Raw genomic sequence first — 21,687 nt, forward strand, 5'->3', positions numbered from 1 at the left:
TGATCTTCTTTTGGAAAAGCCATTTTGAGCCCTAGCTAAACTGAGCGTAATAGTCGCCAAGGTTGGTTAAGTTGGGGGTCAACAGGAGATGATGCATGCTAAAGCTCTTCCTCTCACTGGGCTCCAGTTCGATGTGGTATGCCGTGGTCGCGCTTGTGTTCTCAGCCAACAAGCCGCGCGTCGTTTACCTCCATTCCGAAACATGGATTGACTGGAGCGCGTTCGATCACAAAAATCCTGAAATCTGTAGGGAATGGCGGCTTTGAAGGCACTTTTGCGTCATGAAGCCCAACGGCCCAAAATTGCCGCTCATTCATTCAATCCGGATTCCCGCTATTACCCAGAAACAAAGGTCAAGCCTCGTTCTTGGCATGGCGGGCGGCGACCCAGGAAAGATTGGGAATGTCGCCTCCACCAGTCTTCACGACTTCCGTTCCGTGGAACATAATACCGTATCCGTGCTCGCCTTCCCAGGTGCAGGCAAGCTCAACCCCGAAATAGGGAAGCTGGCCCCTGACATCATGAATGACAATATAGAGGAGGCGTATTAGCGGGCGTATTGTTGGCTCGTCCCATCGTTCAGGGAGAAGCCGGCCATCGCCGCGCGTGACCTGGCTCTCAATACGCGGCAGTCCAGGCAGGTCGGCAAGAATGGTCTTGATGATCGCACGCTCAACCACTTCGTCATTCGCAATCAGCCAGCGTGCTGTTTCAAGCATGACGGAGTTGGGCGCATCACCTGAGCCGTCGTCATTCTCCAGCGCAACGGGTACTTCCCCAGGTTCAGCGAAATCGGGATACCCTCGGCGTGGATGGGGTAGAGCCACAAGCGAATGCCAGAGCGTCGAGGTTAGCGGCATTGGTAGCGCGGTTTGCCAGTATCCGTCTCCTCCGTAAAGAGCGGGAAGCCCCTCAGCGTCAAACACTGTCTTGCCGGGCGCGATCTTATCCAGAAGCATATTTCACCTCTTACCAGTAGGACGCGGTTTCGAGACAGGAGAATTTCCCGTCCGAGTGGGCATATAACGAGCAGTGCAATTTTTACGCAACTCAAAATAGCGCGACACAGTGTAGTCTAAGGAACGTTTCAGCTTCCGACTTCTCGAAACTTTCGAGGGTAATGCGGCGTCGGATTGGAGACCATCCGCAATGGCCGCTAGTGTCGCAGACTCTACATGTGGGCCAGGAAGCGGGAGCGATTTCCGTTTCCCAGCCGGTTATCCGGCGAAATTTGCAAGTCTCTCTGGTTTCAGTTCCTCGCAACAGATTCTGAACGGATTTTTCTCTGTAGCCAGCAACGAGAAGAATGCTGGGGGAAGCGGTGAGGGTGGCGGCCGGCAAAGAGGGAGAGGGGGGAAGGGGAGTTCGTGGCGGATTGTGGCGGTCGGAGAGAGGCTCCGGCCGATCCGCCACGGAGAAACGACATGGCACAGGCCATCCAGAAAATCACGCTCAATGCCGGGCGCGACATCCCGTTCAACAAGCTCGTTTTGAGCCAGCAGAACGTTCGCAAGATCAAGGCGGGCGTCTCGATCGAGGAGCTTGCCGAAGACATCGCTCATCGCGGACTGCTGACCAGCCTCAACGTTCGCGCCGAGACCGATGCCGACGGCAACGAAACCGGACTTTACCGCATCCCGGCCGGCGGCCGCCGTTATCGCGCGCTGGAACTGCTGGTCAGCCAGAAGAAGCTGTCGAAGACGGCTGCTGTTCCATGCATCGTCAGTAAAGGCGAAACGCCCGAAGTCGAGGACTCGCTTGCCGAAAACATCAAGCGCGTTGACCTTCATCCGCTAGACGAGTTCCGGGCGATCATGACGCTTCGCGAACAGGGGCTCGATGAGGAGGAGATCGCCGCACGCCTCCACGTCTCGGTTGCAACGGTGAAGCAGCGTTTGCGGCTGGCGTCGGTCTCGCCGCGGCTTCTGGAACTCTACGCGAATGACGAGATGAAGCTCGGCCAGGTCATGGCGTTTTCGATCACCAATGACCACACTCGGCAGGAGCAGGTTTGGGATACGGTCTCAAGGTCGTATAGTCAGGATGCCAATTACATCCGTCGCATGTTGACGGAAACTGCGGTCCGGGCCTCCGATCGCCGCGCCACCTATGTCGGCATCGACGTCTACGAGTCTGCCGGTGGCGTGGTCATGCGCGACCTGTTTGAACCGGACAATGGTGGATGGTTGCAGGATCCGGCGCTACTCGAGCAACTCGTGATCGAAAGGCTGACCGCAGACGCGGAAGCGCTCAGGGCCGAAGAAGGCTGGAAGTGGGTCGAAGCGGCGTTCGACTTCTCTTACGGTCACGCCTCCGGCCTTCGCCGTTTTTATGGCAGGCAGGCGGAATATACGGAGGAAGAACTCGCCCGTCATGATGCCCTGAAGACGGAATACGACAAGCTTGACGCCGAATATGCCGAGACGGAAGACTATTCCGAAGAAACCGAGGCCCGACTTGAGGAACTTGGCAATGAACTGGATGCGTGGAACGACCGGCCCTATGTCTTCGATCCGGACGACGTCGTGCGCGGCGGCGCCTTCATCTCGCTCGCTGTCAACGGCGAATTGAAGATCGAACGCGGTTTCGTCCGGCCCGAGGATGAGCCGGTTGTCGAGGCGGATGGCGGTGACGGCGATAGCCTCGGCGGACACGATACCATTTCGGGGTCTGCGATTGGCGGCGTCTCGATCAACGGCAAGTCTGCCGCTGTCGAGGAGCCGGAAGACGATGACGGTAGGCTTCGCCCGCTTTCCGATCGCGTTATCGAAGATCTTACAGCCGCTCGCACTGTTGCCCTTCGCAATGCGCTGGCGAACGACCCGGTGATGGCCTTCATAGCCGCTCTCCATGTCGCGGTCCTCAAGATCTTCTACAGATACGGGGCAGACTCGTGCCTGGAGATCACGCTGCAGCATACCACATTTGGCCAGACTCAGGGGCTTGTGGATACGGTGTGGGCGAAGGAGATCGAACAGCGACAGGAATCCTGGGGCCATGATCTCCCCGCGAACGCCGACGAGGTCTGGGACTATCTGATCACGCTCGATGAAACCAGCCGCATGGCGCTGTTTGCCCATTGCGTTTCACTGTCGGTGAACACCACGGTTCAGGCGTGGAACCGGCGGACCAAGGAAAACGTCCATGCACGACAGCTTGCCGGCTCGCTCGACTTCGGTATGGTGGAAGCGGGTTGGACGCCGACCGTCGACAACTACCTCGGGCGTGTGACCAAGGCGCATATCCTGCAGGCAGTCCGCGAAGCGAAGGGCGAGCAGTCAGTGCAGCTCATCGATCACCTGAAGAAGCCGGACATGGCGCGCGAGGCTGCCAGGCTGCTGGAGGGCAGCGGATGGCTCCCTGAAGTGCTGCGGCTTCCGGTCACCGAACCCATGGCGGTTGCCGAGGTCGATGTGACGGCAACGGATGACGTTGGCGAAGCCGGTGCCGTCGAAAATACTGACGTCGATCTGCCGGCCTTCCTGACCGAAGGCGAAGATGCGGAGGAAGTGTCCACCGATCCGGTCAGTGACGACGACGAGCATCTGGAAGCCGCCGAGTAACCACGTCAAAGCCAACCCTCACGGAAGCCCGGCCTCAAGCCGGGCTTTTCTTTTTTCAGGAGTGGAATGATGCCTGTTTATACGATCGAAACGACCTATACCCTGCCGATATTTCGGCACCGCACTTACATCGCCGACACGCCGGAGGCAGCCTGCAAGGCCGCGCTCGTTGACGACAATTGGGAGTCCTTGCAGAAGGATTATGATGCCTCCGGCGAGGTTCACGTCACCGGGATATGGGAGGGTGAAAAGGCTCATCACACCGGATCATCGTTCCCCGTACCGTCACAGTTCGACGAGGCGCTCCAGCGCCGCGCCGCCCACTTCGAGATCCTGCTCGGGCTGCTCAAGATGATGGTCCACGATACCGGTGCGATGCGAGCTTCGTCGTCGGGCTGGCTGGCCAAGGCGGCCTGGGCGGTCGCGCGAGGCGAGGCAATTCTCGCCTATGCCCCCGATCCCCAAGAGCCGGTCGGTACTCCGAAGCCAAGTCACATTCTCGCACGTTTGCACGAAGAGCGGGTCATCAACGCGATAGCCGCCGTACTTGATGTTGATGACAGCTTCGGATCACTTTCCCCGGATTCGGTGACAGATGAAGAGATCCGGTCGGCTTGCGAGACCACCATCTCAATGGTGGATCTCTCCGATGCCGTGAGCAACGCCGAATTTCAGGCGGCAATGACAGCGCTCCGGGTGGCGCACCGTCGTCTCTATCCAGATTGACGCAGATGAACCGCTGTTGGTACGGGTTGCGGTTTCGGTCAGCAGGGAAGGGAAGAGTGGGGTCGGGAGAGGGCGAACCGGGCGGTTGAGAGAGGGCTGCCCGGCCTGATCCCACCGCCTCTCTGGAGAACGATCGATGTCAAAATTCGAAACCAGCCCCCAAACCGCCACCATCGTCCCTGACGAGCGCCGCCTGGAATTCCTCCCCATCCTGTTCGGGCGCTCGCTGCTGATCATAGGGGAGAACGCTGTTTACAGTCTCATGGAACGCCTCAGCCCCCTCGATTATCGCGGCGGGTTCTGGGACTTCTATGAGCATGAGGGCAAGCCGCTGTTCCTGGCGCCGCGATCCAGATCGCGTTTTCGGATCACGGGCGAGATTACCGGGTTTCAGGGGGAGGCTTCTGCGGAAGCGGCGGGGATTATCGCCACGCTTTTTGCTTTCTCGCATCTCTCCTTCCGGCACCCGTCGGACCATCTCTCGGAAGGTTATGGCCGCCTCTACGCCTATTCGGCCGAGCATCCCGAAGCCTCCGAGATTTTTCAGGCGATCGACTGATGTGCGATGTCTGCCCGCCTCGGTTGACGCGGCTATCCAGCAATCTGAGTGGATCGGTCCGGACGGTGTGCCGCCCGGACGAGCCATCCCGCAATCTGAAAGGGTCGAAGCCGATGACGACACTGGAAAGCCACACATTCGTGACCATCTCGACAGGTCATGTGAGCGCCGTAACCGCGAGGATGCTCGACAACACACCCTGCGCGGAATGGCCTTGCGTTGGAGGGAGTTACGCCGACTATGGCTGGTTCTTCTACGCCCATGACGAAAACGCCGGCGAAGGGGACGAGCAGATTCCCGACGATCTCTTTGCCGTCATGACATGGGCGCGTCAAAAGGGGTTCAGCCATGTCCTGCTCGACCGCGATGCTGAACAGGTCGATGACCTGCCTTGGCACGATTGGTGAGACCGGTGTGTCGGCCCCGGGCTATTCAGCGCAACAGCCGCATTCTAAAAAGGACTGCGTGTCGCGCCGACCATCGGCGACGCAATCGCCGATCACATCCTCTCCGATGGTGCGATAGATCATCCGCCAGGGCTTGTGATGCCGAGACCGGTCAATTCCTTCGGAACATTCCCCCCGGGTGGGCAAATCTTCCAGCCCCAGACAGGCTTCCTCAGTTTCGACGAGAATCCGTTCAGCGGTCTGGATGCCACCGCGGCTGGCAGGCAAGCGGTAGCTATCGTCGAGATCCTGTTCCGCGTCATCAATAAACAGCTCCTGATACGGCATCAGGCATCGGGCTTCGCCAGGCGCGCACGAACGCGCGCGAACGTTTCTTTCGCGGGGCGCCTTCCCGTCCTCGACCTGCTTGTTCGTCAATGCCAGCACCTTCAAAAGCGCCAGCGCTTCCTGCGTTTCTTCATATTGCGTGATGTGCTGAAGTACCGCTTTCGCTTCGCCGTGCACTGTGGTCACCACTGGCTGCCGATCATCAACGAGCTGGCGAATAACTTCCGGTGCATGCGCCTTGAGGTAGCCGATGGGCTTTACCTGTTCCGACAGTTTCATCGATCCGATCTCCTTTTGACCAGAATATATAGACCGTCAAATGCCCGCCCGGAAGCGATGATTGCCAAGTCGCAAGAGGGGGAGGCGGGCCGTTTGCCGGGTGGCGGTTGCCGGAGGGCCAGAGAGAGGGCTTTCGCAATCGCTTGCATCGCGGTGCCAGCCCGATGGTGATGTCACCCATTCTTCCTCCACCAGCCCGGTTGGCCGCGAGAACGGCCAGCCGGGCTCTTTCGTTTCAGGAGACTTCAGCATGAACACCATGATTTCCAGCCCCCCTCGGACCCAACGACCGGCGTTGTCCGGTTTCAAGGTCGACATTTCCCGCGGCGAGCGCATTGGGCGGGTGTCGTCAGAATGGTTCTCGCGTCCGGACGACGAGCGCTATCTGTCGCTTTCCGATCTTCATCGCGTGGTCAGCGCCAGAACCGAGCAAGCGCGTGTTCGCACCGTCGAGACCGCCGAAATCCGTGTCGATGCGACCCGCGGCAATGCCGAGCGCTTGTCCCTGATCGTCCCCGGCGGGCGTGAACCGCTGGCACCGACACATTGGAGCTACGGGCAGCTTTGCAGCCTGGTCGGTGCGCCTGCGAGCTACATGCGCCAGCTCCCCGCGCCGCTCGCCGCGATCAATCTTCAGCATGGGCTCCTGAGCCACAATGCCGAAATGATGAAAACCCTGGAGATGGACGACGGCCGCCTCGAACTGCGAGCGGTCACCGGTCCCGAATACGGCCGGATCTGGGACAAGGATCTGATCGCCGCGATCATGAACATTGCCGGCAATGGGACGGGTGACACCATCTGGAAAGTCCCGGGCTTGCTCGACTGGTCGACCATGACCCATAATCCCTTCGTCGATATCACGAAGGACACGACCACACTTTATGCCAGCGATCGCGACGTCTTCGTCTTTCTGTGCGACGACGCCCACCCGATCGAAGCGGGCCGTCTGCCGAACGGCGAACCCGATCTCTATTTCCGCGGCTTCTATGCCTGGAACTCCGAGGTGGGCAGCAAAACCCTTGGAATTGCAAGCTTTTACTTGAGAGCAGTGTGTGCCAACAGGAATTTGTGGGGCACCGAAAATTTCGAGGAAATCACCATTCGCCACTCGAAATTTGCCGCACAGCGCTTCGCCCATGAGGCCGCTCCGGCGCTGACAAACTTCGCAAACTCTTCGCCGGCACCTTTCATCGCCGGCATTCGGGCCGCCCGTGAACGTATCGTTGCCCGCAATGATGAGGATAGGCAGACGTTCTTGCGCCGCCGGGGTTTCTCCAAGGCCGAAACGGGCAAGATCATCGAGACGGTTTTGTCCGAGGAGGGCAGGCCCCCTGAGAGCATTTTCGACTTTGTGCAGGGCATCACCGCGCTGGCGCGGGGAAAATCACATCAGGACACCCGGCTCGAACTCGAAGGCAAGGCGAAGAAACTGCTCGAAAGCGCCGCCTGATCACAGGGGCTCACCGCAAATCCTCATCCATCCCTTCCATCGCCCGGCCGTCGCGCCGGGCTTTCTGTTCTGGAGAACCGAAATGACAGATTTCTCATTCCACGCAGAGGTTGCGGCAGAAGCCATCGAAAAGGTCGGCCGGCTGTTCAACGCCACGATCGACGATATTCTGGGCGAGTTGCTACAAAACGCACGTCGCGCCGGCGCGACAGAGGTGGTGATCGACCAGATTAACGATCCGCATCTCGGCAAAGCGGTGCGTATCACGGACAATGGCGCCGGTCTCGAAGACCCTCGGTCACTCTTTTCCCTGGGACACAGCGGCTGGTCCGAAACCCTGTCCCGGTCAGAAGACGCAGCGGGCATGGGGTTCTTTGTTCTTGCCAATCGAGGCGCCACGATCGTCGCCCGGCGGAAGGGATCCTCGGGCTCGTGGCTCGTCCAGGCGACTGCAGACGCCTTTCATGGCAAGCAACCCGTCAACGTCGGGTCTGGGCCACAAGATCATCAGGGTGTAACCATCATCTTTCCCGAAAAAGGAAACGAGAACGTCGCCGGAGCCGTTCAGCATGCGGCCCGCTTTTATCCCATCCCGGTGGAATTCAATGGCGCGATCATGCCGTCGTCGGATTTCCTTGGCGATGCCGAGCATATCGAGGAATGGCATGGCATCCGGATCGGCGTATTCAGTGACAACCCCGGTCGATACAATTTCGACAACGCCAATTTTCACGGTGTGACGCTCGGGACGCCGCTGCCCGAGCTTCGTCAGTCATGGCACCGATCCTTCTTCGCAGGGGTCGATGTCATCGATTGTGCCCATCTCAAGCTTGTGCTGCCGGCGCGCAAGGAGGTGGTGCGCAACGAAATGTTCGATGCCCTGCTGGAGGAGATCGACCGCATCTATTTCCGCCTGATTGCTGCTTCCGGCCCGCATAGCCTGTCGTTCAAGGATTATCAGCGGGGACGCACTCTTGGCATCGCCCTCGATGAGGCTGCACCTGCCTTGAGACCATTTTCCCCGGTCTTCGCGGAATCCGACCGCAATGAACTCTTGCCCGCAAAGCCAGTCGGCCCGAACGCTCACATCTACGAGGGCAGCGGTCCCCTTGAAGAGCAGAATGTCGCGCGTGCGTTTGCCGCTTGGGGCGATGCTCCGCCGATTTTCGAACCGAACCACGCCTTTGCTGGCCATCTCTGGTACGACCGGCTAAGCAGGATCGTCCTCAAGAGCTACAGGATGGTCATTGGCGATGCCGGTGAGGAGATCGATCCAGTCGGCTCGTTCGAGACCGAGGGTCGGCCTGACCGGCTGGAGATCGTTCTTGAGATGGGAGATGCCAAGGCGGTGGATATCCGGCATCTCGAAACCGATCTGATCGTCGCAGGTCCCGAATACGGTTCGCTCCACGAGGCGGACATTCAGGTGACGCGACAATCGACGATCACACCGGTGGCATTGCGCATGTTCCTGATCGATGCATTGTTTTGCCCATCCGACGATACAGACGACGCGTCCTATGATCAGCAACTGGAATGGTTTTCTGACGAAGCGGAAGACCTGAGCGTCAACCTGCTGCAATCAGCGGCCGAGGCTGACATCAATGCCATTATCCGCGCCGTCGAGCGTGAGGTGGCGTGGCGTGTCCCGAAGAAGGGATCGATCGTGATCCGGATCGATGACCGCAAGGTTTCCGTCGAAGGGATGCCGTGCGCTGAAGATACCGCCCCGGGATCTGACTCTGACCTCGCCGGTTAGCAGCGACCGTCGCATCGGCATTCAGCATTTTCTCAAAAGGACCCGGCCATCGCGCCGGGTTTTGACGTTCATGGAAAGGAACCGTCATGACCACCCTCGAAACCAGAATTTACACCTATCCACCTATCCCGCTCGCCGACATCAGTCCGCTCGAAATGCTGATCCTCACCAATATGCTCGAATGCAGCGAGACAGACGCGGGCCTGGTGCTCTTCACCGATTTCGGGCCGACCAATCCGATCCGCGTCGCGCGCAGCGAACTGATCGACGCATTTCGCGCCTCGGCACAATTTGCCAAGGAGCCGGTCAATGTCTTCATCGCCAGCCGTGTCCTCGCCCTTCTGCCGGCCGGCGGTAACGCGGTTGAGGAGGACGCGATGATCAACGTCGATCTCAGCGAGTTCCCATGGCAGTTCATCGTCCAGGGTATCGTTGCGCGATCAGCGGATCTGCGCGAGGTCACGGTGATCCAATGGACGAACCATCCCTCGCAACGCCCCGAGTCATACGGCGCCGGCGTTTCGCTGATCACCGCCAGGGCCATCCATCATGCGAGCAGCGAAGATCTTCTCGCCCGCTTCAGGCTCCAGGACCAGGCGCTGCCATCCGTGGCATCGCCTGCGGCCCCTTCGGACACCGGCGGCACCTTGTCCTTATCCGGTATTGCTGCAATCGATCCGTTCACGGTGAAAGAGCTTGAGACGGCGCTCTGCATCTGGGAGGCCATGCTGTATTTTCGCGGGCTTCATCAGGATGGCCGGCCGGTCCCCGACACGATCGTCCGTATGTCGGAAATCTGGGATGCGGTAGGATGGAGGGCTATGCGGCTCCATGTTCGCGCGCTCGTGCCCTTTGCACTCGACGTCTATGACGGCCTGTTCGAGGACCTTGAGGAAGAAGGGTTCACCTTCGATTTCGACTTTGCGCCGGCCTTCGTCGAGGCACTGCACTGGTCCGACGAAGGAGCCTACCGCGAGGGCGAACGGCAAGAGTTTCTCGAAGACGTGATGGTGGCCGTGAGGCGCCATCGGCAAGATGTCGTCGCGCAAACGCATCCGGCTTCAATCCGGACCTTGGCCGGGCTGGCTTGTGAGGACGAACGAACATAGCCCTGTTCAAGGCAACCATCGAGATTCTTGTCGATGTTGATCATGAGGCCGAAGCCTGAGACTGCGTCGCCGAGACTTTACGCGAGCTGCTTGCCGAAACTGGTCTATGACGTCGTCAGGCGCCGAGATCGCGGTTGTTCATGGGCGCGCCGCCGTTTGACGGCTGCTCGGCCGTGTTTGCGTTAATAACCTCAGCCATTTCATTGGCAGCGACCTGGTTGCTTGCCGCCTTCAGGTCGATTGCGCCCCAGATCGAGTTTGGTTGCGTGGATTGGCGACGCCGGTTCTTGAACTCGACGACAAACGGCTTCTTCTCTGGCTTCATGGTGCTCCGGCTGATTGTAGCAGATGGATTTCTCCGTAGCAGGTGCTCTTATTCGCTGTGTCCTGTCAACGGTCAGTGGCGCGGAACCCGGATCAAGGGAGCGAGGGTATTTCGCCGTCCGCCACACGCCAGACCCACGGGGTGATCTCCAGTCGCGTTTCGATCATGTCGGCGAGCGCACGTTCATAGTCGTCACCGGCGCCTGGAGGGACGATGAACATTGCGACGGGTGCCGGCTTCTGCTCGGGCATGATCACCGACACGATCGGCGCATCGCGTGGCAGATTGAAACGCAGCCCTTTGACGGTTTTCCGCTTCAGGTGACCGAGCTTCTCCATCAGCCTGAGTTCGTGAATGTCCTCGAACGGCAGCCAGTGATCGTTGACCACCATCAGTGCGACCTCTTCGACGGATGCGATGCCGGCGGCGGAAATGCCGAAGGTGGCGATGACGATCAGATGGAACGTCTCGCTCGATCGCCACAGTTCGAGTTCGGTCTCATAACGCGCCGCCAGCCGCCGCCATGCGCCGTCCTCGATCATCAGGGGGAACGGTGTGTGTCGCACGACGATTTTCTGGCCTTCGCGCGCCGGGGAAAATTCCTTCACTTCGGCTACGATTATCATCAACTTCCGCGGCCCGGACTTCGTCGCCTGCACGCCCTTGAGCGCCGCCGCGCGTCGGGCCGCGATGCCATCCTTGTCCTCCGGCTGGAATACTTCCGGCACGTAGAGCATGTCGATAAGAGGGCCGCCTCTCGCCGACATCTGTGAGGCGGCATTTATGAGACTGGAGCGAACCCGGCCCCAGCCGCGCCTGCCTTTCCAGGTTGAACGCCATTCCGTCAATTCGCCCGCCTCCCAGAGATAATGAAGCATCGCCCTGAGCGACAGCTTTCGAGCCTCGCTGCGGATGCCGGCCTCTGATGATTCTGCCGGTGCACCTAACGCAGCACGCGGTCCCCGTTTCGTCAGCGGAAAATCCAGTTTCAGGTCGGTCTTGCCGCTGGCGTCGACCTGGATCGCATTGCCGATCAGCGGGCCAAGGCCGGAAAGCTCGTAGGGCGGCTCAAAGGAGGGGCATGCAGGATCATGGTCTCGCCCCGATAGCGGCATCCGCTTGATGAGATACTGGTCCTCGACGCGGGCGATATACATTGGCACGGACGGATTTTTGCACATGCACATTGGTCGCAAACGTTGCTCGTAGGCTTGCGCGAGAAACACCTGCCATTCAGGCTCGGTTTCCTCGATGACATGATCTCCGATTGCGAATTTCCGCATCACTGCTCTCCCTGTCTGCTGTCAAATCTATGCGGCCATCGTGCATTTTACTACCGCAAATTAGTCAGTAAGGCATGGGATGCTGCTGCACCCTGAGCAACAGGGTGTAACGCCGCGAGCGCCACAGTCACGAAGGGAAGCCGATCAGCGAAGAGGAGAGGGGAGTTCGACCGGCAAAGGTATGGTCCGGCCGAGACTGGAGAGAGCATGTTTCGGTCCGGGGTTATCGGCAATGCCCCCACGGACCACCTGCCTATCGACGCCTGCGCGTCCGGCACGATCCCGCTTTCTGCCTCTGAGCAGCCGACCGCGCACATCCACAACCCGTCTGCCCGGTAAAACCGGGCTTTTCTGTTTCAGGAGAAAAGAATGGCAATACCCAATTATGTCAGAGCAAACTTCCGGACCCTGCTGCGCGCGGCGGCGGACGACAATCTTGCGCTTATGGAATGCGTCGATTCCGGCACGCGGGAGCCTCGTTACGTGCTGTGTGCTGTTGGAAGTGACGGAACGAGCCACGTGTTCACGCCTTTTGGGCACCTGGCCGACGGAAACCCTTACGAAACCTATTTCCCTCCCGATCCTGACAATCCTGAAGGCTTTCTGACTGGGCAACAGGTCCGATCCGGCGATCGGTTGCCGAGCGACGACGACGGTGGAGGCGGGAATGCAGATCCGGCGTAAACCCCGACCGGATGAGATGCCACATCATCTCGCCCATTCGCTCTATTCAGCGCGACTTGGGGCGCATGATCAGGGTTGCTATCGTTCGACGCCTCCGGGTGCGCCGGATGTCGCCGCGCTCGTTCGTCCCGGCATGATGGTCGGCACGTCCTATGGCACGGGCGGAATCGTCATCATGATCGAAGGTTCCCATGTCCATGTCACGACGGACGGAAGGGAATATCCGCATTTCACGATCGTCTATGTGCCGGCCCACCGGTTCGGCAGGCACACGAAGGTCGATCACAACTGGATCAATGAATGCGTCGCCGTCGACGGCCGCATCCTGATGTTGTTCGAGGCCAACACCGACGAAGTCTTTTTCGAAGCTGTGCCCATCGGCCAGCCCTGAACGGCAGCACCTGTCGCTCGATCGACCTCAGCTTCCCCCTTCCAGCCAGACCCGACGCTCCACATGGAGCGTCGGGCCTTCCCGTTTTCAGGAGAGCATCATGACCATTCCTGCAATCGAATATCACCGGCCGGCAGCAGCGCCGGCCTTCCTGAAATTCCGTTTCGAGGTCGTGCGGCCCGTTTGTTTTGCGATCGTCTATTGGGACGGTCCGGGCGACACACTCTACGCCTTCGAGGATCGGACCGCGTTCGAGCGCCAACGCGCCACGGCGGAGCGTCATGTCGTGCATGTTCATGAACTGTCGGCTGAGGCTGCGGATTGGATCGCTGACGGTGGCAAAGCCGTCCTGCATGAAGTGTCGGCAGGCGGCGTCGCGGCGTTCGGCAACCTCAAGCTCGCGCCCCGCTAAAGGCCGGGTGCCCGCCGCCTTTGTCGCCCCGGAGGGAGAGAGGGGCCGGAAAGGGGAGCCTGCCGGGGCTTGGAGAGCGTCCGGGTGGGCTTGTCCTTTCCCGCTCTCGACAGGATCTCCCATGAACGTGATCTCGACCCCTGCCGCAAACGCGGTCGCCACTTCGCTCGTTTCTGCCGGCCGTGCGGACAGTATTCTCAACGCCAGCCATGAGCTTCTTCCGTTTCTCGAACGCGGCCATGCCATCGGCGCAGCCGATCTCCGGACCATCCTGACGAAGGCCTTCGGCGGCTCGGACGCTGCGGGCTTCTGGTCCTGGAAGGACGCCTATGAGGCGATGGAAGTCATGCAGGTCCTGTTTCTGCGCAAGTTCGGTTCGGCGATTGCCGCCCGCGCGAACGCGCCGCAGACAGCGCTCACCATGTTGACCAAGGTCGCAGGCCTGGTCCCGACCCACACCCGGCGCTCCGAGGAAAGCCAGCAACTCCAGCAGTTTTCCACGCCGATGCCGCTCGCCTATGTCGCGGCCCGCGCCGCCGGCATCATGCCCGGCGATATGGTGCTCGAACCATCGGCGGGAACCGGGCTGATGGCGATCTTTGCCGAACTCGCTCGCTCGCGCCTCGCGCTCAACGAATATGCGCCGCTCCGCTGCGGTCTTCTGGAACGCCTCTTTCCGGGTTCGCAGGTCACGCAGCACGATGCCGCCCACATCGACGACTATCTCGATCGCGCGGTTCGACCGACCGTCGTTTTGATGAACCCGCCGTTTTCCGCCGGCGTTCATGTCGAAGGTCGTATGACTGAGGCCGCATGGCGTCATCTCGCCTCCGCCTTCGCGCGGCTTGCCCCCGGAGGCCGTCTGGTGGCGATCACCGGCTCCAGCCTTTCTCCCGACAATCCCAAATGGCGCGACGCCTTCGTCCGGCTTCAGGGCCGCGGCGCGGTTCTGTTCAGCGCTGCGATCGACGGTTCCGTCTATGCCCGCCACGGGACGAAGATGGAAACCCGCCTGACGGTGATCGACAAGATCGCCGCCGCCGATCCGGCAAAGCTCGCTGCATCGCAGGGTGTCGCCCCCGATCTGGAAATATTGCTCGCCTGGATCTCCGGCCTTCCGCCTCGCTCACCCTCCACCGCGCCGAATTCCATCGGCGCGCTGAGCAATGAAATCCTGAGCGCCTGCGCGGCGAAGATGGCCACCCGCAAAGCCGCCGGCACCATGCGTCCCGCGGCGGTGATGGTCCCGGCAAGCCGCCCTTCAGCCGTTCATGCGCCGCGGCCTGTCGCCTCAGCCGCATCCCGGATCGACGATGAAATCGTCGTGCTCTCCTACGAATTGCGCAACGGAACGATAAACGGCCGCGCCGATGTCGCCGATGGCATCTACGAACCCTACCGGTTACAGGCGATCCGCATTCCGGACGCAAAACCGCACCCGGACAAGCTGGTCGAATCCGTCGCCATGGCCTCGGTCGCGCCGCCCAAACCGAGCTATCGCCCGCATCTGCCGAAGAGCATCGTCATTGGCGGGGATCTTTCCGACGCCCAGCTTGAAAGCGTGATCTATGCCGGCGAGGCGCATTCCGGCTATCTTGCGGGTCACTGGTCCGTCGATGCCACCTACGACAATCTGAAGGCCGTCACCCCGCAGACGGAAGGCGGCGTCCGCTTTCGCCGTGGCTGGTTCCTCGGCGACGGGACGGGAGCCGGCAAAGGGCGACAGGCGGCGGGTATCATTCTCGACAATTGGATCAAGGGTCGTCGCCGTCATTTGTGGATTTCGAAGTCCGAAACCCTGATCGAGGATGCGCAGCGCGATTGGGCCGCACTCGGCCAGGAAAAGCTGCTGATCACGCCGCTGTCACGCTTCCGCCAGGGCAAGCCGATCAAGCTCGACGAGGGCATCCTGTTCGTCACCTTCGCCACGTTGCGCACCGACGAGCGCGAGGGCAAGCAATCGCGCGTTCAGCAGATCGTTGACTGGCTGGGTCAAGGGCCAAGGAGCGGCGAAGCCGCGACAGGGAACGCAAAAGGCTTCGATGGCGTCATCGTCTTCGATGAAGGCCATGCCATGGCCAACGCTGCCGGCGGCAAGTCCGAACGCGGCGAGAAGTCTGCCTCGCAACAGGGCCGCGCCGGTCTTCGTCTCCAGCGCGCCCTCCCAGATGCCCGCGTCGTCTACGTCTCCGCGACCGGCGCATCCGAAGTGGAGTCGCTCGCTTATGCCGAACGCCTCGGTCTATGGGGCGGCGCGGACTTTCCTTTCTCGACCCGGTCGGAGTTCATCGCGGCAATCGAGGACGGCGGCGTGGCGACGATGGAAGTGCTCGCGCGTGACCTGAAGGCCATGGGGCTATACGCCTCCAGGTCTCTGTCCTTCGAAGGTGTCGAATACGACATCCTCGAACACGAACTGACCGAGGAGCAGGTCCGCATCTACGACTCCTATGCCGAAGCGTACCAGGTCATTCACAAGCATCTCGATCAGGCGCTGGAGGCTTCCGGCATCACGTCCAGCGGCGGCACCCTCAACAAAAATGCGAAAGCGGCCGCGCGCTCCGCCTTCGAAAGTACCAAGCAGCGCTTCTTCAACCATCTCCTGACATCGATGAAGACGCCGGCGCTGATGAGCGCGATCAAGGCGGATGTGGCAGAAGGCCATGCTGCAATTGTCCAAATCATTTCCACCGGCCAGTCCCTGATCGAGCGCCGCCTCGCCGAAATCCCGACCGAGGAATGGCATGACATTCAGGTGGATGTCACGCCGCGTGAGATCGTCGCCGAATACCTCAATCATTCCTTCCCGACCCAGTTGTTCGAGGAATATTCCGACGCCGAAGGCAATCTCCTTTCGCGCCCGGTCTATGATGCCGACGGCAATCCGGTCTTGTGCCGCGAAGCTGTCGTCCGCCGTGACGATCTGCTCGAACGGCTCGGCAGCCTGCCGGCGATCCCGACCGCGCTCGACCAGATCGTCCAGCAATTCGGTACGGAAGATGTGGCCGAGATTACAGGCCGAACGCGCCGCATCGTTCGCCGCCAAGATGGCGGCATGATCGACCGCTTTGCCGTCGAAAGCCGGCCGGGCAGCGCCAATCTCGACGAGACCCGCGCCTTCATGGACGACGAGAAGCCGATCCTGATCTTCTCCGAAGCCGGCGGCACGGGGCGCTCCTACCATGCCGATCTCGGTGCGAAGAACCAGCGCCTGCGTCTGCACAATCTCCTCGAAGCCGGCTGGCGCGCGGACGTTGCCATTCAGGGGCTTGGTCGCAGCCATCGCACCAATCAGGCGCAGCCTCCGAAATTTCGCATGGTCGCCACCAATGTGAAGGCCGAACGTAGGTTTTTGTCGACGATCGCCCGGCGTCTGGACACGCTCGGGGCGATCACCCGTGGGCAACGCCAGACCGGCGGGCAGGGGATGTTCCGTTCTGAAGACAATCTCGAATCGCAATATGCCCGCGATGCGCTGCGGCAGTTCTACAAGCTCGTCCATGCCGGCGGCATCGAAGGCTGCTCGCTGGAAAAATTCGAGGCGATCACCGGCCTGTCGCTGACGGCGGAAGAGGGCGGCCTGAAGGATGAGCTGCCGCCGATCCACACCTTTCTGAACCGTATGCTCGCGCTCACCATCGCCATGCAGAACCTGCTGTTCGATGCGTTCGAACAATTGCTGGCCGCGCGCATCGAGGGCGCGATCGCCGCCGGTGTCTATGACAAGGGACTGGAGACGCTGACGGCGGACCGTATGACGGTGAAGAACCGGCGGCTGGTCTACACCCATCCGGTCACCGGGGCGCAGTCTCATCTTCTGACCATCGAACGTATGGATCGCAACAGGCCGATGCTGCTTGCCGATGCTTTGAAGCTTGCCGCGCGCGATCCGCACGCTGTTCTGATGATCAACGGCAAGTCCGCCCGCCCGGCGGTGCAAGTTCCGACCCGATCGGTCATGCTCGACGACGGTTCCATCCAGCCGCGTGTCGCGCTTATCCGGCCGATGGACGAGATCCGCTTCGAAATGCGCCAGCTCGAAGAAACGAACTGGGAAGAGGCGGACGAACAGAACTTCTCGGCCGCATGGGAGGAGGAAGTCGCCAGTCTCGCCGAATTCTCCATATCGACCATGCATGTGGTCTCGGGTCTCCTGCTGCCGATCTGGAAACTGCTGCCGCAGGATTATTGCCGGGTCTATCGCCTCCAAACTGATGAGGGCGAGCGTATCGTCGGACGTCTGGTCTCCTCGGAGGGGCTGACGCGGCTTTGCCGGAATTTTGGGCTCGACCAGACCGAGGTCGTCAGCGCCGCTGAAATATGGCAGTCGCTGCTCGGTGGCTCTGCGGTGGTCGCCCTTGCCGGCAACATGACGCTCAGGCGTGTCCGCGTGATGAACGACTATCGTGTAGAGCTCACTGGTTTCACCGACGGCATGCGCGAAAGACTACGATCCATGGGCCTGTTCTCCGAGATGATCGCCTGGAAGGTCCGGTTCTTCATCCCGACGTCGGAGGAGGGACCGGGGATCCTCTCCCGCCTCATCGAACGTCATCGCATCGTCGACGTCGCCGGCCGGGGATGATCGCCATGTTGTCCGCGTCCGAACTGGCGGACCGTCTCTCGCAGAACGCTGAGGCGGTCTGCCGTCACTATCTCTCCGCCGGTCGAAGGGCCGGCAATTACTGGGTCGTTGGCGATGTCGCCAACAGCAAGGGCAAGTCGCTCTATGTCCATCTCTCCGGCTCTCGCAAGGGAAAGTGGGCCGATGCGGCGACGGCTCAATATGGCGATCTGCTCGATCTTGTGCGGGAAACCTGCGGGCTGGTGGATTTCCGCGATGTGGTCGACGAGGCGCGGCGTTTCCTCAGTCTTCCCCAACCCGCCCCGGCGTCGTCCCGCGGGGGCGACGCCCGCGCCGATCCTCCGGTCGACAGACCGGCAACCGAACGCGCGCAGCGCCTGTTCCGAATGACGCAGCCGCTTGCTGGCACGCTGGCCGACGGCTATCTGCGCCAGCGCGGCATCCTGCGGGCGGCTCTGCATCCCGCGCTCCGGTTTCATCCATCGTGCTACTATCGCGATCTTGTGACGGGAAGGACCAGCAGTTACCCGGCACTGATCGCAGCCGTCGTCGATCGCTTCGGAACGATCACCGGCGTGCACCGCACCTATCTCGATCGCTCCGGGCTCGATCCGGGCAGCATTGGCAAAGCGCAGGTGGACACGCCCCGGCGCGCGCTCGGCGGTCTGCTTGGGAATGCCGTGCACTTCCGCTTTCCGTTTCATGTTCCCGTTCCGGTCATGGCCGCCGGCGAAGGCCTCGAAAGCATTCTTTCGCTCATCGCTGTGATGCCCGCCATGCCGATGGTCTCGGCATTGACCGCCAATCACCTTGCCGCCTTCCGGCCGCCGGACGGGTGCGAGCGCCTCTACATTGCCGCCGACGCGGATGCCGCCGGCCGGCACGGCATCGAGGGATTGAGCCGCCGGGCGCAGGCGCTCGGCATCCTGCCGCTCGTGCTCACCCCGCAACTCGGCGACTTCAACGAGGATCTGCGCCAACTCGGACCGGACCGCCTGATCGCCAATCTGCGGGCGCAACTCGCCCCTGAGGATGCTCAGGCTTTCCTGTCCGCGTGATCGGGCCGTGATGGGGAGGTAAGGCGGGATTGCTGCGGCGCGGGTGGGAAGGTCGGTGCCCTGCCGGTCCCCGCCCGGATGGGCGCGCGCCTGCGGGCCTGCCGGGAGGCGACCCTTACCATGCGGCGGGCGGGCCGCCAGCCACCGCCGGAAAGGTTTTTTCCCCGCACCGGCTCTTCTCGCGCATCGGCCGCTCCGAAACCCGGTTCCCGGTGTTCGGGCCGATGCGGGGCCGGTGCTCCTCGCGGGACAAAAAACCTCCCCGGCGGGGCCCACTGCTTTGCGTGGCCGCCGCGCGGGGCGCTGCGGTTCTGGCCCGCCGCCGCATGGACAGGGATCGCCGTCAGGCCGCGAGAGGCGCGGCCCAAACCGACGGAGACTATCATGACCCTCATGCTTCCTAACGACGACGCCTTCGAGCCGCATCACGCATCCTCTCCAACCGACCGCTTCATCTACGAGATGCAACTCTACGGCCATCGCCCCTTTCAGGATGAGCCGGACCCGCGCCCACTTCCCGAGGAGCCGGTCGTCCAGTCGGCGCTGACCGCGATCTTCGACGCTCTCTACGAGATGCTCGGCGACACGCGGCTGGAACCCGATCTCGAAGACTTGCTCTGGTCGGTTCCCAATCTCTTCCACCGTGCCGGCGAGCGTATCCAGCGCGAGCTTCAGCGCAACGAAGATGCGCAGCGTACCGGCCAACGCGAACAGGATGGATCGGAAGTCAAGAGCGTCGAACTCGAACGCCATATCGCCGAAGGCATCACCCTTCTGGAGCGCCGCAACGCCTTCGAGTTCATGCGCGATGTTGCAGCCGATCTGTTCGAGGCGCAGACCGGATCGACCTGGCGCCCACGCACCGGCTCCAAGGTCAGCCACGCCAACATGACCGCGGCGATGATCGACTCCAGGGATTTTCTCTCCGCCCGCCGGCGCACCGAGACCGCTGTGCTGATCCCGACCGGCACTAAGATCGCTGTTGGCGGCGGCATGGATTACAACGACCATGAGCGGATATGGGCCGCACTCGACAAGGCCCATGCCAAGTATCCCGATCTGGTCTTGATGCATGGCGGTTCGCCGAAAGGAGCCGAGCGCATCGCCGCTTGCTGGGCCGAGGCCCGCAAGGTGACGCAGATCGCCTTCAAGCCTGACTGGACGAAACACGCCAAGGCGGCCCCGTTCCGCCGCAACGATGCCATGCTCTCGGTCATGCCGGCGGGTGTGATCGTCTTTCCCGGTTCCGGGATTACCGACAATCTTGCCGACAAGGCCCGCGGGTTCGGCATCCCGGTCTGGCGTTTCGGCGGAGACAGTGCGTAAACGGTCCCTTCGGAGGCCGCGCGGCCCATTCGCAGCCGGCCTCTGAAATATTCCCGGGCCATCGTGTGGCCCGGTGCTGTCGGCTTATCGCGCGCAAGGAAGGTCGACGTTGCCCCTGAAGGTACCAAGTATGGTTGATGTAGCATCTGCGGATGCTATAGTTCGATCAGGATATCGTATGACTGACGAGGGGTGCCATGCCGAACTCTGTTTCATCGTTTGAACAGCGACGCTCATCTCTTCGTCAAGCGGAGATATTCGTCATGTTTCCATTCCGCACAGCCGTCGTGCTCGGCGCTCTTGGGTTTGTGAATTTCGCGCTTGTGTTCAGGCAACAGGAGAGCCCATCGTGGCTGGCGACTGCAGCAACGGTCGGCATGTGGGTCCTTGTATTGGCGAGTATTCTTCGCTCAGTGATCGCACTGACGACCTCGCCGGACGGTCGCTATAACCGTGGTGCGAGCATAGCTGCGGCGTTGATCGGCAAGTTCATATCGGCTCTGCTCGAACTCAAGCGCAGGTATCTTGAGACTCGGTTCGAGAATCCGGCATCATCAATACGCTTCCGTTTTCCGTGGCAGATGAGGCATAGCGCTGTCTCGCCGTCGCTGCGGTGTATCGAGGTGCTGCTACTGTTGGTGGGAGCAATGCCTTCCGCGCTGATCCTTCTCGCCTTCGGATTGATTGTCGGCAATGCCGATCTATGGGGATCGGCACTCGGACAGCCTGCTTTTGCGATTACTATCGCTGTCGCTCTCGGATGGATGACCGTTATTCTGAGCGCTATCGCGGTCTTGCTTGTTTTGATCGACGCAATGTTTCTGCTCTTTGCCGAGGGCATCAAGGCGGATTTCGCGAACAGAGCGCACAGAATAGGGAGCTGGTTAACAACGCTCCGTTGACTTCAGTCGACCAGTCTTCAACGCGCAATCTGCCTACACAACTGAACTTGCCGAGATTGGTGATGACGAGCACCAGGCCTCATAGCTTGGTGTGACGTGCAGGGCATGACAAATTCCAATACAGGTTGGGCACACCTGCATGTGACGTAAAAAGCGGCGAGTATTGATACCAGTTTGATAAGTCGTCTATCTTTTGCGAGCAATAATGGAGATTTCGACATGATCAGTGCCGATTTGGGCAAACAGCTCGAAAGCTATATCCAACACCTTGTCGATACGGGTCGCTATGGCTCCAAGAGCGAAGTGTTACGCGAGGGCGTGCGGCTTGTGCAGGACAGAGAAACGAAACTGGCCGCACTCGATGCGTCGATTATGCGCGGGCTGGCCGATGCTGACGCTGGCCGCACGAAGCCAGCCAGTGAGGTGTTTGACCGCCTGGAGGCCAAATATCGTGCGATGGCTGCACAGGATGAACAGTCCACATGATCGTTGAATTTTCCGGCGAAACGAAATGCGATTTTGAACAAATCGCGGATTGC

Annotated in this window: 20 protein-coding genes and 1 pseudogene; 16 read left to right on the forward strand and 5 right to left on the reverse strand. The window is 60.8% G+C overall.

The features are described from left to right. Positions 1-95 precede the first annotated feature (95 nt). Positions 96-266 (forward strand): hypothetical protein, encoded by a 171-nt coding sequence (locus ACQZ40_RS16500; RefSeq protein ID WP_161596392.1) that lies wholly within the window; start codon positions 96-98, stop codon positions 264-266. A gap of 87 nt (positions 267-353) precedes the next feature. Here the strand turns inward: ACQZ40_RS16500 and ACQZ40_RS16505 are convergent, their stop codons facing one another. Then, the gene (locus tag ACQZ40_RS16505) at positions 354-959 is read right to left on the reverse strand and encodes a DUF6985 domain-containing protein (protein WP_142914027.1); all 606 of its coding nucleotides are present in this window, start codon (positions 957-959) and stop codon (positions 354-356) included. A 465-nt stretch (positions 960-1,424) separates the two neighbouring features. On the opposite strand from ACQZ40_RS16505, the gene ACQZ40_RS16510 reads away from it, so the two are divergent. The 4 genes from ACQZ40_RS16510 (at position 1,425) to ACQZ40_RS16525 (ending at position 5,255) form a co-directional block, all read left to right on the forward strand. Beyond that, on the forward strand, positions 1,425-3,563 hold the full coding sequence (locus ACQZ40_RS16510; RefSeq protein WP_142914028.1) for a ParB/RepB/Spo0J family partition protein: 2,139 nt from the start codon (positions 1,425-1,427) through the stop codon (positions 3,561-3,563). A 69-nt stretch (positions 3,564-3,632) separates the two neighbouring features. Beyond that, positions 3,633-4,289 (forward strand): hypothetical protein, encoded by a 657-nt coding sequence (locus ACQZ40_RS16515; RefSeq protein WP_142914029.1) that lies wholly within the window; start codon positions 3,633-3,635, stop codon positions 4,287-4,289. 136 nt (positions 4,290-4,425) lie between these two features. After that, a complete protein-coding gene (locus ACQZ40_RS16520) occupies positions 4,426-4,848 on the forward strand; it encodes an antirestriction protein (protein WP_142914030.1) in 423 nt (140 codons plus the stop codon). A gap of 113 nt (positions 4,849-4,961) precedes the next feature. Beyond that, positions 4,962-5,255, forward strand: coding sequence for a DUF5983 family protein (locus ACQZ40_RS16525; RefSeq protein ID WP_142914031.1), 294 nt, complete (start codon positions 4,962-4,964; stop codon positions 5,253-5,255). Positions 5,256-5,276: 21 nt separating this feature from the next. Here ACQZ40_RS16525 and ACQZ40_RS16530 read toward each other — a convergent pair whose 3' ends face one another. Further along, the gene (locus tag ACQZ40_RS16530) at positions 5,277-5,582 is read right to left on the reverse strand and encodes a type II toxin-antitoxin system RelE/ParE family toxin (RefSeq protein ID WP_142914032.1); all 306 of its coding nucleotides are present in this window, start codon (positions 5,580-5,582) and stop codon (positions 5,277-5,279) included. After that, positions 5,582-5,861, reverse strand: a pseudogene (locus tag ACQZ40_RS16535) (type II toxin-antitoxin system Phd/YefM family antitoxin). The gene ACQZ40_RS16530 and the pseudogene ACQZ40_RS16535 overlap by 1 nt, the downstream one beginning before the upstream one ends. 250 nt (positions 5,862-6,111) lie before the next feature. Between ACQZ40_RS16535 and ACQZ40_RS16540 the strand changes: the two are divergent. The 3 genes from ACQZ40_RS16540 to ACQZ40_RS16550 all read left to right on the forward strand — a co-directional run bounded on the left by ACQZ40_RS16540 (position 6,112) and on the right by ACQZ40_RS16550 (position 10,182). Further along, the gene (locus ACQZ40_RS16540) at positions 6,112-7,314 is read left to right on the forward strand and encodes a DUF932 domain-containing protein (RefSeq protein WP_142914033.1); all 1,203 of its coding nucleotides are present in this window, start codon (positions 6,112-6,114) and stop codon (positions 7,312-7,314) included. Between the two features lie 82 nt (positions 7,315-7,396). Then, positions 7,397-9,073 (forward strand): hypothetical protein, encoded by a 1,677-nt coding sequence (locus ACQZ40_RS16545; RefSeq protein ID WP_448748292.1) that lies wholly within the window; start codon positions 7,397-7,399, stop codon positions 9,071-9,073. Between the two features lie 86 nt (positions 9,074-9,159). Beyond that, on the forward strand, positions 9,160-10,182 hold the full coding sequence (locus ACQZ40_RS16550) for a hypothetical protein (protein WP_142914035.1): 1,023 nt from the start codon (positions 9,160-9,162) through the stop codon (positions 10,180-10,182). Between the two features lie 115 nt (positions 10,183-10,297). Here the strand turns inward: ACQZ40_RS16550 and ACQZ40_RS16555 are convergent, their stop codons facing one another. Further along, positions 10,298-10,507: a hypothetical protein gene (locus tag ACQZ40_RS16555; protein WP_142914036.1), complete on the reverse strand. Its 210-nt coding sequence runs from the start codon at positions 10,505-10,507 to the stop codon at positions 10,298-10,300. 92 nt (positions 10,508-10,599) lie between these two features. Then, positions 10,600-11,790, reverse strand: coding sequence for a DUF1173 domain-containing protein (locus ACQZ40_RS16560; protein ID WP_142914037.1), 1,191 nt, complete (start codon positions 11,788-11,790; stop codon positions 10,600-10,602). A gap of 369 nt (positions 11,791-12,159) precedes the next feature. Between ACQZ40_RS16560 and ACQZ40_RS16565 the strand changes: the two genes are divergently transcribed. From ACQZ40_RS16565 to ACQZ40_RS16600, 8 genes are all read left to right on the forward strand, one after another. After that, the gene (locus ACQZ40_RS16565) at positions 12,160-12,474 is read left to right on the forward strand and encodes a DUF6117 family protein (protein WP_244614289.1); all 315 of its coding nucleotides are present in this window, start codon (positions 12,160-12,162) and stop codon (positions 12,472-12,474) included. Further along, a complete protein-coding gene (locus ACQZ40_RS16570) occupies positions 12,458-12,865 on the forward strand; it encodes a hypothetical protein (RefSeq protein ID WP_142914038.1) in 408 nt (135 codons plus the stop codon). Before ACQZ40_RS16565 ends, ACQZ40_RS16570 begins: the two co-directional genes overlap by 17 nt. A 100-nt stretch (positions 12,866-12,965) precedes the next feature. Further along, entirely contained in the window at positions 12,966-13,277 is a 312-nt protein-coding gene (locus tag ACQZ40_RS16575) for a hypothetical protein (protein ID WP_142914039.1), read from the forward strand. Positions 13,278-13,398: 121 nt separating this feature from the next. Beyond that, complete coding sequence (locus ACQZ40_RS16580; protein ID WP_269834378.1) at positions 13,399-17,862, forward strand: strawberry notch-like NTP hydrolase domain-containing protein; 4,464 nt, start codon at positions 13,399-13,401, stop codon at positions 17,860-17,862. Continuing rightward, positions 17,859-18,920 (forward strand): DUF7146 domain-containing protein, encoded by a 1,062-nt coding sequence (locus ACQZ40_RS16585; RefSeq protein ID WP_162520605.1) that lies wholly within the window; start codon positions 17,859-17,861, stop codon positions 18,918-18,920. Before ACQZ40_RS16580 ends, ACQZ40_RS16585 begins: the two co-directional genes overlap by 4 nt. A gap of 384 nt (positions 18,921-19,304) precedes the next feature. Next, positions 19,305-20,246, forward strand: a complete 942-nt coding sequence (locus ACQZ40_RS16590) for a DUF2493 domain-containing protein (RefSeq protein ID WP_142914042.1) — start codon at positions 19,305-19,307, stop codon at positions 20,244-20,246. Between the two features lie 197 nt (positions 20,247-20,443). After that, positions 20,444-21,148 carry a hypothetical protein gene (locus tag ACQZ40_RS16595; protein ID WP_142914043.1) on the forward strand — a complete coding sequence of 235 codons (705 nt, stop codon included), beginning with the start codon at positions 20,444-20,446 and terminating at the stop codon, positions 21,146-21,148. Between the two features lie 219 nt (positions 21,149-21,367). After that, positions 21,368-21,634, forward strand: a complete 267-nt coding sequence (locus tag ACQZ40_RS16600; RefSeq protein ID WP_142914044.1) for a type II toxin-antitoxin system ParD family antitoxin — start codon at positions 21,368-21,370, stop codon at positions 21,632-21,634. Positions 21,635-21,687 lie beyond the last annotated feature (53 nt).

Source organism: Agrobacterium sp. 16-172Ci, from assembly GCF_053522725.1.